General features: G+C 66.8%; 11 protein-coding genes. 8 read left to right on the top strand and 3 right to left on the bottom strand.

Annotated features, from left to right (window positions below):
- The first annotated feature begins 29 nt into the window (after positions 1-29).
- From ISP_RS40870 to ISP_RS40855, 4 genes are all read left to right on the top strand, one after another.
- Positions 30-440 (top strand): hypothetical protein, encoded by a 411-nt coding sequence (locus tag ISP_RS40870; protein WP_034284900.1) that lies wholly within the window; start codon positions 30-32, stop codon positions 438-440.
- Between the two features lie 246 nt (positions 441-686).
- A complete protein-coding gene (locus tag ISP_RS40865; protein ID WP_013229648.1) occupies positions 687-953 on the top strand; it encodes a hypothetical protein in 267 nt (88 codons plus the stop codon).
- Positions 940-1170, top strand: a complete 231-nt coding sequence (locus ISP_RS40860) for an AMED_5909 family protein (protein WP_230468588.1) — start codon at positions 940-942, stop codon at positions 1168-1170. The genes ISP_RS40865 and ISP_RS40860 overlap by 14 nt, the downstream gene beginning before the upstream one ends.
- A 271-nt stretch (positions 1171-1441) precedes the next feature.
- Positions 1442-1780, top strand: a complete 339-nt coding sequence (locus tag ISP_RS40855; protein WP_014467706.1) for a hypothetical protein — start codon at positions 1442-1444, stop codon at positions 1778-1780.
- A gap of 209 nt (positions 1781-1989) precedes the next feature.
- On the opposite strand, the gene ISP_RS40850 is transcribed toward ISP_RS40855, so the two are convergent.
- From ISP_RS40850 to ISP_RS40840, 3 genes are all read right to left on the bottom strand, one after another.
- On the bottom strand, positions 1990-3195 hold the full coding sequence (locus ISP_RS40850) for an acyl-CoA dehydrogenase family protein (RefSeq protein WP_013229645.1): 1206 nt from the start codon (positions 3193-3195) through the stop codon (positions 1990-1992).
- A gap of 18 nt (positions 3196-3213) precedes the next feature.
- A complete protein-coding gene (locus tag ISP_RS40845) occupies positions 3214-4509 on the bottom strand; it encodes an acyl-CoA dehydrogenase family protein (protein WP_013229644.1) in 1296 nt (431 codons plus the stop codon).
- A gap of 99 nt (positions 4510-4608) precedes the next feature.
- A complete protein-coding gene (locus ISP_RS40840; RefSeq protein WP_013229643.1) occupies positions 4609-5814 on the bottom strand; it encodes a low temperature requirement protein A in 1206 nt (401 codons plus the stop codon).
- A gap of 152 nt (positions 5815-5966) precedes the next feature.
- On the opposite strand from ISP_RS40840, the gene ISP_RS40835 reads away from it, so the two are divergent.
- The 4 genes from ISP_RS40835 to fxsT all read left to right on the top strand — a co-directional run bounded on the left by ISP_RS40835 (position 5967) and on the right by fxsT (position 14004).
- A complete protein-coding gene (locus tag ISP_RS40835; RefSeq protein ID WP_014467705.1) occupies positions 5967-6857 on the top strand; it encodes an effector-associated domain 2-containing protein in 891 nt (296 codons plus the stop codon).
- A 110-nt stretch (positions 6858-6967) separates the two neighbouring features.
- On the top strand, positions 6968-8440 hold the full coding sequence (locus ISP_RS40830; RefSeq protein ID WP_014467704.1) for a VMAP-C domain-containing protein: 1473 nt from the start codon (positions 6968-6970) through the stop codon (positions 8438-8440).
- Positions 8418-9545, top strand: a complete 1128-nt coding sequence (locus ISP_RS40825; protein WP_013229640.1) for an AAA family ATPase — start codon at positions 8418-8420, stop codon at positions 9543-9545. Before ISP_RS40830 ends, ISP_RS40825 begins: the two co-directional genes overlap by 23 nt.
- Before the next feature lies 1 nt (position 9546).
- Positions 9547-14004: an FxSxx-COOH system tetratricopeptide repeat protein gene (fxsT, locus tag ISP_RS40820; RefSeq protein WP_265049885.1), complete on the top strand. Its 4458-nt coding sequence runs from the start codon at positions 9547-9549 to the stop codon at positions 14002-14004.
- Positions 14005-14007: the final 3 nt, after the last annotated feature.

The following is a 14007-nucleotide window of genomic DNA, read 5'->3' as shown; positions in this document are numbered from 1 at the left end:
CAACGACTACGAGAAGTCGCTGCCAGTGGTTGCTTGAACTGTGTAAGCCCCTGTCCACCGTTCGGGGTGAACCTCAGCCGGACAACGAGTATCAGTCGCGGGAGGACCGGGCCGCCAGTCGTCCGGTGCGGCAGCGGGTTGATGAGGTGACGGGTAAGCGGCAGTGGAAGGTCATGGTCACCGACCCGGCCGAGACCCGCGCGAAGCGGGCTTCGTTCGAGATCACGCTTCTCGCCGACGTGCAGCCGGTCCCGACCACCTCGGAGGCTCTGCCCGGGATGCGGCCGATCGAGCTGGACGGGCTCACGGCGGAACCGCGTGTGGCCGGGCAGGGCGAGTTCAAGTACCAGTCCTACGTGTTCCGCGCGACCGGGTTCAAGCAGGCGACGAGCAAGGCGTCTCGGTCCAGCGGGACCAGCGAGACGGCGAAGGCGGCGTGACAGTGGTGGGCTTCCGCGAGCAGGTCGAGGCGTGGGAGCGGGCGTATCGGGACTACATGGCCGCGTGGGAGCACGGCTGTGCGGCGCTGTCGCCGATGGGCGCCACGAATACGGCGAACGCTGCTCGGCGGGTGTCGCGGGCGTGGCATGAGCTGGCGCAGGCGCGCGGGTTGCCGTGGTGGTGTGTGGCGGCGTTGGAGTCGGCGGCCGAGGGGTTCGCCGACCTGGCCCGGGATTGGGAACAGCATGACGGCAACGTGGGACGGGCTGGGGCTGCGGTGGACGGTCGGCGCGGGGACCGAGGTGACGGTGGAGGAGACCGGGACGGGCGCGTCACATCCGCCGGTGCTGGTGCTGGCTGGTGGGCTGTGCGTGGTGACGCTGGTGCCGCCGGAGGACCAGACCGCCTGGACGGGATGCGCGGTCTTCCTTCGCCGGCTCCGCGACCACGCGGACGAACTGGCGGCGCTGCTGGAAGCCCGCGCGGGCAGGTGTGATCGTGCGGAAGGGTGAGCCGAAGACGCTGCGGGACGCCCACGAGGTCGTGATGGACCGCCGGCCACCGAACGATGCGAACCCGTCGGTCTGGCTGGCGTTCCGGCTCGGCAACGCGCGGTTGTACAAGGCGATCGCGGACGTCGACCGGGGCCATCACCACGAGGCGCTGTCCCACGTAGACGCCCGGAAAGTCAACAGTATCAGCGAAAAAGCACGCTATGACGTGAGGTGATGAAACACGTCCTGTTGCGGGTGCGTGTGATCTGTTAAGGCGCAGAAGCGGTGTCTGGCTACCACCCTTGCCGCTCCTGCGCTGTCCACAACCAGCGGAAGTGAACAATGACAACGCTAAACGATGACAACGGGCCAGCGTCAACGGGGGTCACCTGAACGCGCTGCGCCTCCTGCAAACGCTTCGCCAAACTGCTCCCCGGCGAAACCCAGTGCGCTCCCTGCCTGGGAATGCTGCCGCTGGACCTGCGGGTGAAGCGGGGTGATCGGTGATGACTCCCGGCTTCGCGGTGATCGCCCTGGCCGGGCTGGGGCTCGGCGTATGGGTACTGCACAAGATCGGCCGCGCCCTGGCCTCGATCCTGGAAGCCTTGGCTGCGGCGGCCGTGGTGTTCGTCGCGCTGTGGTGGCTGTGCAAGGCAGTGGCCTGGATGCTCGCCCAGGTCGTGACACGGTGGCGGACCAGTCTCGCCGCCGTCGCGGTGTACGCGTGGTGTGAGCTGTTCGGTTGGCTCTCCCCGGCGATCACCGTGGGCAGCGTCGCGGTGGTCCTGGTGGCGTGGTGGCTGATCGACGCTGTCTCGTTCGATCAGTGGTGCCCAGCGGCGTGACCTCCTCGGCGGCGGGGTGGCCGGCCCGCAGGTCCCGGACGGTGTCGGGTCGACCGGTGTGGACTTGCGCAACGTCTGGGCCGGCCTGCCCTCGATGACGGCCTGGAGGCGGCCTGATCATGAAACCCTGTCCGTACCGAGGCGAAAGCCGCCCGGTCGCAGAGCCCCCAGAAGGGCAAGCGACCGGGCGAATTTCCGTTACATCACAACTACTTCAGCTCAGCTGACGTCTTGCCGAGGATCCTGCGAGCCACGATGAGCTGCTGAATCTGCTGCGTCCCCTCGAAGATGTCCAGGATCTTCGCGTCCCGAGCCCACTTCTCCAGCAGTGACTCTTCGCTGTACGCCCCGGTCAGCTCGACGCACTTCAGCGCGATCTCCACCACCGAACGCCCCGCCTTGGCCTTCGCCATCGACGCCTGCAGCGAGTTCGGCTGGCGGTTGTCGGCCATCCACGCCGATTCCAGCGTCAGCAGGTACGCCGACTCGTAGTCCGCCTCCAGGCGGAGGAACTCCGCCGCCGCCGCATGCTGCGCGTTCGCCGGGCGGTCGTAGTCGATCGTGACGCCGGCGGAAGTGAGGATCCGCTTGGTCTCCTCCAGCGCCGCGCGGGCCACGCCGATCGCCATCGCCGCCACCAGGGGCCGGGTGTTGTCGAACGTCTGCATGACGCCCGCGAAACCCTTTTTCGTGTCGATTTCCGGCGTGCCCAGGAGGTTCTCCTTAGGTACGCGGCAGTTCTCGAAGCGCAGCACCGCCGTGTCGGAGGCGCGGATGCCGAGCTTGTGCTCGGTGCGCACCACCTCGAAGCCCGGCGTGCCCTTCTCGACCACGAACGACTTGATCGCCGCGCGGCCCTTGCTCTTGTCCAGCGTCGCCCACACGACCACCGCGTCCGCGCGCTCGCCCGACGTCACGAAGATCTTCTCGCCGTTCAACACGTAGTGATCGCCGTCGAGCCGAGCCGTCGTGCTGACCGCCGCCGAGTCCGAACCGAACGCCGGCTCGGTGATCGCCATCGCGGCCCACATGCCGGAGAAGCGCTCGAGCTGCTCGTCCGTGGCCACCGAGCCGATCGCCGCGTTGCCGAGGCCCTGGCGCGGCATTGACAGCAGCAGGCCGACGTCACCCCAGCACATCTCGATCGTGCCGAGGACGACGTTCAGGTTGGCGCCGTTGCGATTTCCCTTGGCCGATTCGTCGGAACCGGAGCGCCGCACGCCCGCCGCGCCCGCGCCGCCCTCGCCGGAGGAGTTGAGGCCGTCCAGCAGCGCCGCGAACATGTCCAGCTCGGCCGGGTACGTGTGCTCGGCGCGGTCGTACTTGCGCGAGATCGGCCGGAACACCTCGGCCGCGGCCTGGTACGCCTGGTTGATCAGCGCGCCGGCCTTCTTGGGGACTTCCAGGTTGATCATGACTTGCCTTTCCGAAGCCTAGAGAAGGACGGCGCCTTCCATGACGCCGATGGCCCGCAGGTCCCGGTACCAGCGCTCGACCGGGTGCTCCTTGACGAAGCCGTGCCCGCCGAGCAACTGCACGCCCGCGTTGCCGATCTGCATGCCCTTGTCCACGGCCAGCTTCCGCGCCAGCGCCACCTCGCGGGCGTAGGGCTTGCCCTGCTCGGCCCGCGCCGCGGCGCGCAGCGTCACCAGCCGCAGGCCCTCCAGCTCGATCGCGATGTCGGCGACGGAGAACGCCACCGCCTGCCGGTGGCTGATCGGCTCGCCGAACGCGGTCCGCTCGTTGACGTAGGGGACGACGTAGTCGAGGACGGCCTTCGCGGTGCCGGCGGCCAGCGCCGCCCAGCCCAGCCGCGACAGCCGGACGACCTCGGCGAAGACGTCCGCCTTCCCGCTGCCGAGCAGGGCGCCCGCGGGGAGGGCGACGTTCGAAAGGTGCAGTTTCCCGGTCGCGGCGCCGCGCAGGCCCATCGCCGGCTCGGCCTCGATGGACACCCCGGCGTTCGACGACTCGACGAGGAACAGCGCCGGGCCGCGGCCTTCGAGGTCGGCCGACACGACGAACAGCTCCGCCTGCGTCGCCCGCGGGACCAGTGACTTCACGCCGTCGAGCTGGTAGCCCTTCGGCGTACGACGCGCCTTCGTCGCCGGCTTGAAGGGGTCGTAGAGCGCTTTCTGCTCCTGCAGCGCCAGCGCGGCGGCCGGGACGTGTTCGCCGACGAACGCGGGCAGGTAGTCGGCCTGCTGCTGCTCGTCACCCCAGCTGACCAGCGCGGTGCTCACCGCCGACGGCGCGAGCACGGCCACGGCCAGGCCGAGGTCACCGTGCGCAAGCGCTTCCGCGACGAGCGCGTTGGTCACCACCGAGCGTTCCGTGCCGACGCCGCCGAGCTCCTCGGGGATGCCGACCAGGCTGATCCCCAGCTCGGCGGCCCGGCTCAGCAGGCCTTCGGGCGCCTCGAGCTTGGCGTCGGCGTCCGCGGCGGCCGGCCGCAGCTGCTCGGCGGCGAACTCGGTCACCGTTTCGACGGTGAGCTGCTGGTCCTCGGTCGGTGTGAGGTCGAACAGCCCGGTGTCGGCGGCCGGCGCGAGCCGCGCGGGCTTGCCCAGCTTCTGCACCGACTTGAACGACCGGGTCGCCGCGCCGGCGACGCGGAAGCCGTTGCGGGTCCCCGCGGTGACCAGGCCTTCGAGGGGCTTGCGCAGCCCGGCCCGATCGACGACCTTGCTCCCGGCCAGCCGGGTCAGCGCGGATAGGCCCCAGCCCATCGCGTCCCGTTTCCTTGGCGCAGCCATGTGGCCCTCCATCCGTTACCTACTCGCCAGTAGGTTAACCCGGCAGACGGCGCAGCGCCAGTGTGGGGTCACTTACGCGTGCGCGGTGTGCACTTTCCTGCGCCACTCGGCGAACCGGATGCGCTCGAAAGTGATGAGCCCGAGCACCAGGGCGGCGGCGATCAGCAGCAGCACGGCCGCGGGCACGTGCTCCAGCAACGGCGTCGCCGCGACCGGCAGCACGCCGAGGACCAGCCGCTGGACGTTCCAGCTGCCGAGGTTGCGCTTGCGCAGCGCACTCAGCGTGATCAGGTAGAGCGCGAGGCCGCCGGTGAGCGTCCAGATCGGCACGCCGTGGAGTGCTTCGCCGGGGGTGTGGTGCTCGGTGTCGGCGATGTAGAGGAAGGCCTTTTTGAGGCCCAGGGCGACCAGCACGATCCCGGCGATCAGCGGCAGGTGCAGGAAGGTGTAGGAGTCGGTGGCGAGCTTCGCGCGTTCGACCCCGGTGGCCTGGGTGAGCCGGTGCTCGGACACGCGCGCGACGACGTCGAAGTACGTCCACCACATCCCCGCGGCCAGCACCAGCCCGCACACGGCCGCGCCGGCGATCAGCCACGACATCGGCAGCGCCCCGATCCCGATGCCGATCGCGACGATCGACTCGCCGAGCGCGATGATCACGATGAGCCCGAACCGCTCGGCGAAGTGCGCGGGGGAGTTGAGCCGCCACCCGTCCGGTCCGGCGAGGTAGACGTTGAGGTAGTCGACGAGCAGCGCGACAACCCACAGCCCCAGCTGCCAGGGCCCGCTCAGGAAGGCGGCGACGCCGAGCAGCCCGACGCTCGGCAGCAGCCCGACGAACATCTTGAGCAGCACCCGCCGCAACCCCGGATCGTGTTTCGCGGCACCGAGGTAGGCCACGAGGTGCAGCAGCCGCACGAGCGCGTAGCAGACGACGAACAGAGCGGGCGCGAACAACCCGCCGGGGTGGTCGGCGAAGGCTTCCGGGATGGTCAGCGACACCAGGAACATGGCGGCCATCGCACCGAACATCGCCAGCCGCGCGATCCCGTGGTCGACGTGGATGGTGGTCGCGAGCCAGGCATAGGAGCACCAGCACCACCACAGAACGGCGAGCATGGCCACCCCCTGCCCGACCCCGGTGAGGCTCAGGTGGTCGGCCATCAGCTGGGTGATCTGCGTGATGGCGTAGACGAAGACCAGGTCGAAGAAGAGCTCGATGGTCGAGACGCGGTGGTCCTCATCCGCGCTCACCAGGTGCAGGCGTGTCGTGGGCACGCCGAATTATGGACGAAACAAGGACAAGGTGGTCCGGTTTCCCCGTAACGCCGTGCGCGAACATGGCCGAGCGTGCATGGGTCTGGGACAATGAGCCCGGGACGTGGGGAGGTGCCGTGCACTCTGTTTCGGCTGCGCACCACAAGACGATCATGGCCGTCGACATCGCCGGCTACAACGACCCCAAGCGGACGACGGCCCACCGGCTCGTCGTCCACGAGGGGTTCTGGAAGCTCATGCGCACGGCGTTCGCGGACGCCGGGATCCCCTGGGACACCCTCTTCAGGGAGAACACCGGCGACGGCGTGATGATCCACCTGCCGGCCGAGGTGGCGAAGGCGGACCTGGTGGCCGAGCTGCCCGACCGGATGCTGGCCGAGTTGCGCCGGTACAACGAGGTGCACGCGGAGGAGGCAAACGTCCGGCTGCGGGTGGCGTTGCACGCGGGCGAGGTGTATCAGGGCAGTCACGGAACCGTCAGTGACGCGAACAGTTACGCGTTCCGGCTGCTGGACGCGACCGAGGTCAAGGATGCGTTGAAGCAGTCGAAAGCCGTGCTGGCGCTGGTGGTGTCGAACACGTTCTACCAGGACGTCGTCCGCGCGGACCCGGCAGCGGACGCGTCCTCGTACCACCGAATTCCCATTACGAACAAGGAAACGAAGACCGAAGCGTGGCTGCGGCTGCTCGGTGGTGCGCCCGTCGCTGTACGGCCGGGCCTTCGCGCTGTGCATCGCACCGCGGAGCCCGCCACTGCCGACCGGGTGTTGGAACTGACGGAACTACTCCTGGACATTCCGGCCGTCACCGAGGAAAGCAGCCGGAGGATGCTGCTCAAGCGGCTCCGGCCCGAGATCTCGACGGTTGTGGCTTATCACCCGCAAACCCGCCTGCACGTCTTGGAGATCGCCGGTACGTGCCTGCGTTATCGCGGCGGGCTCGCCGAACTCGTCGACGTGGTGCAACTGCTGGAACCCGGATCTGCGCCGGTGCGGCGGCTGATCGACAGTGTTGGCAACTGGCCCGAAGAGAGCCCGTCGTGACATCTTTTTGGCAACCGGCGGTAGCCCTTTCGCCGGGTAAGATCTGCGCAACTGCGTTCGATCCGCAGGGGCGAAGACGCCGGTTCCGTCCCGTGCGAAGTGGGTAGGGGGTGCTGCGCCAGGTGGCGGGACACGTGATCGGAGAGGCAGTCGTCGACGTGCTGGCCGAAGCCGGCCTGGCCGAGGAATTGGCCGTCGTGGTCAGCCTCGTCGGCAAAACTCTCGGCGTCGAACTGGCGGTTCCCCGGCACCCCACCCCACGCAGCTCCCTGATCGAAGTCGTTTCCGCCTGCGAGCGCTATCAGAACGGCATGCAGGCGCTGGTCGGTGCCGTCGCCTTCATGCGGCCCGGGTCCCCGGAGTCCGAACGCGTCCGGGACCTGGTGGAGCGGCCGCGGGTGCTGGACCTGCTGCCGCGCGCCGAGCGCCATCGGCTGCACCAGTGGCTGGCCGGCGTCGAAGTGCCCCGGCTCGGTGAGCTGGTCCACCGGGCGAGCGGGCTCGGCTCGCCGTTGCCACCCGTGCTGCGCACCGTGTGGGAGGCCTTCACCCACTTGGCCGATTTCAACGCCGACACCGACGGAATTCCGCCGGCGTTCACGCTCCTGGAGCTCGTCGCCCACCAGTCCGGCGGCGAACTCGGGTTGCGGCTGACCGAATGGAACGACTACCAGGCCAGGAGGCTGCGGCTCGAAGCCCAGCTGAGAGCGCGTCGAGCCACGATCGCCACGCCGTCGCGGGAGGGGCGACTGCACTTGATGATCCTGGTCGACCATGATGGAATAGACCCGCGCTTGTACCAGGTTTCCCATTGGTGTCAACGGCTTCCCGGGGAGTGGCCGCCACCGCACGGCGGCACGGCGGAAGTCCTGGCCGCCGACCTCGAACGATATGTCGACAGCCTGGTGGTGGACGCGGAACGGGTGTGGGCTGATCACCGAGGGTCCGTTGCGCTGGAGTTCGTGCTCCCGCGGGCACTGCTGAACCTGCCCGTGCAGCTCTGGCGCCGCGAGCACGAATCCGGCATGCCCCGGCCGCTTTCGATCGATTACCTCATTTCCGTCCGTTCGCTGGAGCGCATGCGTTCGAAGCACTGGCACCGGGTGTGGAACCAGCACTGGGAGGCGTTCATGGCGAATCCGTCAGCCGAGAGCGTGTACTACGAAAACGGCACCCAGGCTGCGGGACTTGACGTGGTTCTTTCCGACTTGCGATGGGGATTGGTGGTCCTCGGTTCGGCTCCGCCGCTGGAAGCCGGTGGGGACGGGGACAGCTTGACAGTGGCTTTGCGGTCGGGTATCCCGGCGGTACTATGGCACCCTGACGCGCCACTCGACGTCCTTCGTGAGTTGATCACCGAGCTTGCCAAGGGAGATTCCGGTCTAGGCGATTTGCCGATGCAGGCCAAGAAAAACCGAGTGCGTGCCGGTCTTCCTCTTCCCGAAACCGGCTTCCATCGGGATAATCCAGTGCGGGATCTGGTGGTGCTGTGGGACGATCCGAGCCGTCTCGTTCTTGACCAACCGCCGGCTTTCCCGTGGCAGCGAGGGGATATCCGGGATGACCGAGAGCGAGCGTCTTGACGGGGGCGAGGCGGCGCAGGTCCGCGACGCCTCTCGTCTCGCGTCGTCGGACTGGTGGGTATACCGCGGCACCGGGCGGCCAATCCACGATCTCGGGTTGACGGACATCCTGCCGCCGCCACCGCCGTGGCGGGACTTCGACGGTGGCCCGTTGCCGGATTCGGACGACCCGCCGCGTGACGACCGCGACGTCGCCCGGCGGCTCGGGAGCGAGCATTCGCAATCGGCTCAACGCACTGGACCAGCCGAGCTGGACATGATCAATGCTGCACTGTACCTCCGGCGGCCCTTGCTTGTCACCGGCCGCCCTGGAACCGGGAAGTCGACGCTCGCGTATCGACTTGCGGCCGAACTTCAGCTGGGCCGAGTTCTGCGGTGGCCGATCACCAGTCGGACCACGCTTGATTCCGGGCTCTACCATTACGACGCCATTGGCCGGATCCAGGCGGCGAGCGCCCGGTTCGCCACGCAGGGTGAACGAACCAGTCCCGCGCCCGAACCGCCGATCGGTGAGTTCCTCCGGCTCGGTGTGCTGGGGACCGCATTCCTGCCGCGCCGGGTGCCCCGCGTCCTGCTGATCGACGAACTGGACAAAAGCGAAGCCGATCTCCCGAACGATCTGCTCAGCATTTTCGAAGACGGAGAGTTTCGCGTTCCCGAACTCGAACGGATTCGCAGTCACACTCCCGAAGCGACGGTGTTCACCGATGATCCCGGCGAGAAGGCTCCTGTCGTCGGCGGGCAGATCCGGTGTAATGCGTTTCCCATTGTCATCATTACAAGTAACGGGGAAAGGGAATTTCCCCCCGCTTTCCTGCGACGCTGCCTGCAGCTGGAAATGCCCGATCCGGACCCGGAGCAATTGGCCGCGATGGTCGTCGCCCACCTGCACGATTCGGAAGAAAACCGGCACAAGCTGGGTGCCGGTCTGCAGAACGAGTTGATCGAGCAGTTCGTGCGGCGCAGCGCGTCCGGTGACGACCGCCTGCCCAGTGGGAAGCTTCTCGATGCCATGTATCTGGCCACGTCCGGCGCTTACCGTGGCGACGTGACGTGGGAGCGGCTGGTGGACGCTCTTTGGCGGCGTCTGTCGGCGGTGCAATGACGTGGGCCGGCCGCCCGTTTCGCCGGCTCCCGGTCCCGACGGCGCGGGATCGCGGTTCACCGATGCGGGGGAAAGACGTTCGCCCGGGGAATCCGGTCGTCCGGACGTACGTGATGTCGCCGATGCTCTGTGGTTGATCGCGGCGACACGGACTGACGAGGCGCGGGTGCAGCCGTCGACGCCCCAGCGGCCACCGGAAGTCCCTCGATCCGGGGACAGGCCGCCGATTCCCTTGCCACCGCCACCGCCACCGCCTGTGACGTGGGCAGAAGCTGCTCCGCGGCTCGAATACCCAGCTTCGGTTGTCGCCGGCATCGTCGAAGTCCCACCGGTGCCAGATCCCGGCTCCCGGCCGCAACCCCAACCCGCTTCCGTAGCGGTCCAGCCTTCCGTTATTGTTCGGACGCTGCGAACGCTAAAGCGAAGGGTGCCGGCCTGGCATGAGCACGTCGTCACCGTCGATGAAGCCGCGACGGCAGAGCGGGTTGCCGAAAGCGGATTCTGGTGGCCGGTGACCGAACCCGAACTAGAACGCTGGCTGGATCTCACCATCGTAGTCGACTCGACCCGGTCGATGACACTGTGGCGGAGCACTGTGAAGGCATTTCGCGCCGGTCTCGAACAACTCGGTGCCTTCCGGACAATCCAGTACCGGCGTCTCGACACGCAGAGTAGTGGCCACCGAGGTGGCCGGCCCCGGCTGTACGGCGAGACGTCCTCCTCGGCGCCGCGTGACCCTTCCGAATTGATCGACCCTACCGGAAGGCGCCTGGTTCTGGTGATCACCGACGGCGTCGGTGATCTTTGGCGATCCGGCGGCGTCTCCGCCGTGCTTGCCGAGTGGGCGTCGGTGATGCCCACGGCCGTCCTGCATGTGCTGCCGCAGCGACTGTGGTCGCGGGGCATGGACCTGCAACGGGCACGGCTGAACGTCCGGGTGCCGGTCGCACCCAACAGCCAGTGGAGCTGGGAACTGCCGGAGGCGTGGGCGGATCCGGAGCTGGCCGCGGCCAAGGACGGCGGAGCCATCCCGGTCCCCGTGATGGAGCTCGGCCCGCGGTGGCTCCGGTGGTGGGCCAGGCTGGTTGCCGGTGAGCACAAAGGTTTCGTCCCCGCTCGAGTACTGCTGAGCGGCTTGAACGGGGCGCCCCTCGAGGGTAGAGAGGACATCGTTGATCCGGGCAGTGCCCGCGAACGGGTGCGCCGGTTCTTGAGCGTCGCTTCGCCGCCAGCATATCGGCTGGCGACCATGCTCGCCGCGGTGCCGGCGAACCTTTCGGTCGCGCGGTTCGTCCAGGACGAACTCCTTCCCGAGGCCCGGCCAGAGCACTTGACGGAAGTGCTGACGAGCGGGTTGCTGCGGCTTGCCGCGGCGGTCGGCGACGAAACAACGGTGTTCGACTTCCCGGCTTCGGTCCGGCAGGTGTTGCTGAGCGGGGCCCGGCGTGCCGACACCGCGGAGGTTGTCCGCGCCACCGAGGCCCGCTTCGGGACTATAACCCGGCTGCGGGACGCCATCAACGCACCGGATGCCACGCGCGACCCGGACGCCCAGGTGGTTCCAGTACGCGATATTGCACTCGAACGAGTGATAATGCAGGCCCTCAGTGGTCCTTATTCCTCTCGTGCCAGTCGCCTTCATTCGAAAGAGCGTGACCATTCGGGTGAATTTTCCCCTAAGGCACCCGATTCGGCGACAGTGTCAGTGTCGTCCGCTGTTTCCGGGGTAAATCGAGGTACTTCTAGTAAGAAAAATTCATCCTCCTATGATAGTGAACCGGTGATCGATGCTATGGCCAAAGTGCCCGCGCCTTCCGAGGCTTCCCCGTCCGCAGTCACCACCGTCGGAGAGGCGGTGGACGATCAGGTCCGCCGGGCCCCGGAGTCGCTCGAGCGTTTGGCGGTCGGGGACGGGGGCGCCCAGCCCGGCCATCGGTCGATCTTTACCCTCGAGCACCGGGACAGTCCGGCCGAGGATGTCCCGCTCGTCTGGGGCAGTGTGCCGCCTCGGAACCCCAACTTTACGGGACGTCAGGAATTGCTCCGGGAACTAAGCGAGCGGGTCATGTCCGGGACGACGGCCGTCCTGCCGTCGGCCCTGCATGGTATGGGCGGTATCGGCAAAACACAGATGGCCGTCGAATATATCTATGGTCACCTCCGGGAATACGATATTGTTTGGTGGATTTCTGCCACTGAGGCGGCCCAGATTCGGGTAGCCCTGACCGAACTCGCCCAGGCGTTGAATCTCCCGGGTTCCGGTGAAGCGAACACGGCGATTCCAGCCGTGCGCGAAGCGCTGCGGATCGGGAGGCCTTATCGACGCTGGCTGTTGGTCTTCGACTCGGCCGAAGACGTCGCGATGGTCCGCCAATTCTTTCCCACCAATGGCCCTGGAGAAATTCTCATCACCTCTCGCAACGCAGAGTGGGCCAGTGTCGCCAGGCCGCTGGAAGTTGCCGTGTTCGAGCGCGCGGAGAGTGTTGAGCTGCTGCGTCGGCGCGGCCCGGAGATCGATGTGGCCGAGGCCGAGCAGTTGGCGGAACGGCTTGGAGACCTTCCGCTCGCGATCGAACAGGCCGCCGCCTGGCGCGCCGAAACCGGCATGCCGGTGCAGGAATACCTGCGTTTGTTTGACGAGAAAGTCGCGGAAATCCTCGACACTTCGAGTCCTGCGGACTACGAGGTTTCGGTTGCCGCTGCTTGGAACGTTGCCTTCGAAGAGTTGGGCAAGCGAAATCCTATGGCGCACCAGCTTCTTCAGATCTGCGCCTTTTTCGCTCCGGAGCCGATTTCTCGAGCGTTCTTCTCTGGTGTTGGTAGTATTTCAATATTGCCCGAGATCGATACGGCTCTTCGCGATCCGATGAAATTAGCGCGGGCTATCCGGGATATCAATCGATATAGCCTGGCGAAGATCGACCATCGCACCAACTCGATTGTGCTGCACCGCTTGGTGCAAATCGTACTCCGCGACCGGATGACCCCGCAGCACCGGGCGGAGATGCGACACGGCGCTCACTCTCTGCTCGCGAAACGCGACCCCGGAGATCCTACTTCGTCGAAGCAGTGGCCGCGGTATCAAGAAATACTGCCGCATGTATATCCTTCAGAGATCGTCGAATGCGACGACCGCTGGGTTCGCGAGCTCGTGATCAACCTGATGCGGTACCTGTATCAGTGGGGGGACCACGACGAGGCACTACGTCTCGCGAAAACAGCGCATGAGGACTGGACCGAGCGGCTCGGCTCCGACGACGAGCAGACGATGCAGGCTGCCGAGCGGCTGGGCTATTACTACTGGGTTACCGGCAAATACGCCGATGCGGCGGAAATCAACCAAACACTGCTTGAAACGCGTCGGCGACTCTCCGGTGACAACAGTGAAGAGACACTCGCCGCCCAGATTGCGGTTTCCGGTGACCTGTCCGCGCGCGGCGACTTCTTGGCGTCCCGCGACCTGACTGAAGACGTCTACCACAAGGCCAACGGGCTTTTCGGTGAAGACGACCCGGTTACCCTGCGCGCGGCGCGGATTCACTGCACAAACCTGCGTTTGACGGGCCAATACCGTGAAGCCGCCGAGCTGGACGAAGCGAACTACCAGCGGCAAACTGAAGTTCTCGGCTACGACCACGCGGAGACGTTGAGCTCATGGATGGGGCTCATCATCGACCGTCGGGAAGCCGGTGACTATGTCTGGGCCCGTAAGGAAAACGAGAAACTCGCTGAACGCGTCGGCGAACTGTTCGGCGAAGACAACGCGGAAACCCTACGCCGGAGGGCTTACCTGGCGGTCTCCCGGCGCAAGGCCGGCGACCACGAAGCGGCGAAGGAACTGGCGGCAGAGGTGCTGGAACGGTTCCGCGTGCGCTACGGCGAAGACAACTTCAACGTGATGGCCTGCGCACTGGGGTACTCGATCGACCTCCGCCACGCGCAGGAGCTGCGTTCCGCACGGGAACTGGGTGAGCAGATCTACGAACGCTATCGGAGCAACTTGGGTGAACACCACCCGCACACGGTGGCCGCGGCAGTCGACTTGGCCGTGACGCTACGTCTCTTCGGAAACGCCGCCGAGGCACGACAACTGGACGAGCGTTCCCTGGAACAGCTGCGCGAAGTGCTCGGACCGGACCACCCGAGTGCGGTGCTGTGCGGGATCAACCTGGCGAGCGACCTGTCGGCGCTCGGCGAAACCGAGGCTGCCCTGAAGCTGGAAACCGACATGCTGGCGCGAGCCGAGCGGGTGCTGGGGAAGAATCATCCGACAACCCTCGCCGCAGCACTGAACCAGGCGCTCGACCTCGATAAGTCCGGGCAGCGCCAGGAAGCCGAAGGGCTCTACGCCGATGTTCTATCGCGGTACCGGTTGGTCCTGCAGGATTCACATCCCGGAACCATCGCCGCGTCGAAGCGCGTTCGCGCCGACTGTGACATCGACCCGCTGCCGCTGTAACGA

The sequence above is a fragment of the Amycolatopsis mediterranei genome (assembly GCF_026017845.1).
Lineage (GTDB): Bacteria > Actinomycetota > Actinomycetes > Mycobacteriales > Pseudonocardiaceae > Amycolatopsis > Amycolatopsis mediterranei.
The sequence above is the reverse complement of the archived record's forward strand: the minus strand, read 5'-3'. Positions and strand labels throughout refer to the sequence as shown.

Excerpts from the sequence above, each read along its gene's own strand:
- ISP_RS40850 (WP_013229645.1), bottom strand. The coding sequence starts at position 3,195 with ATGATCAACCTGGAAGTCCCCAAGAAGGCCGGCGCGCTGATCAACCAG.
- ISP_RS40845 (WP_013229644.1), bottom strand. The coding sequence starts at position 4,509 with ATGGGCTGGGGCCTATCCGCGCTGACCCGGCTGGCCGGGAGCAAGGTC.
- ISP_RS40835 (WP_014467705.1), top strand. The coding sequence starts at position 5,967 with ATGGCCGTCGACATCGCCGGCTACAACGACCCCAAGCGGACGACGGCC.
- ISP_RS40855 (WP_014467706.1), top strand. The coding sequence starts at position 1,442 with ATGACTCCCGGCTTCGCGGTGATCGCCCTGGCCGGGCTGGGGCTCGGC.
- ISP_RS40865 (WP_013229648.1), top strand. The coding sequence starts at position 687 with ATGACGGCAACGTGGGACGGGCTGGGGCTGCGGTGGACGGTCGGCGCG.
- ISP_RS40825 (WP_013229640.1), top strand. The coding sequence starts at position 8,418 with ATGACCGAGAGCGAGCGTCTTGACGGGGGCGAGGCGGCGCAGGTCCGC.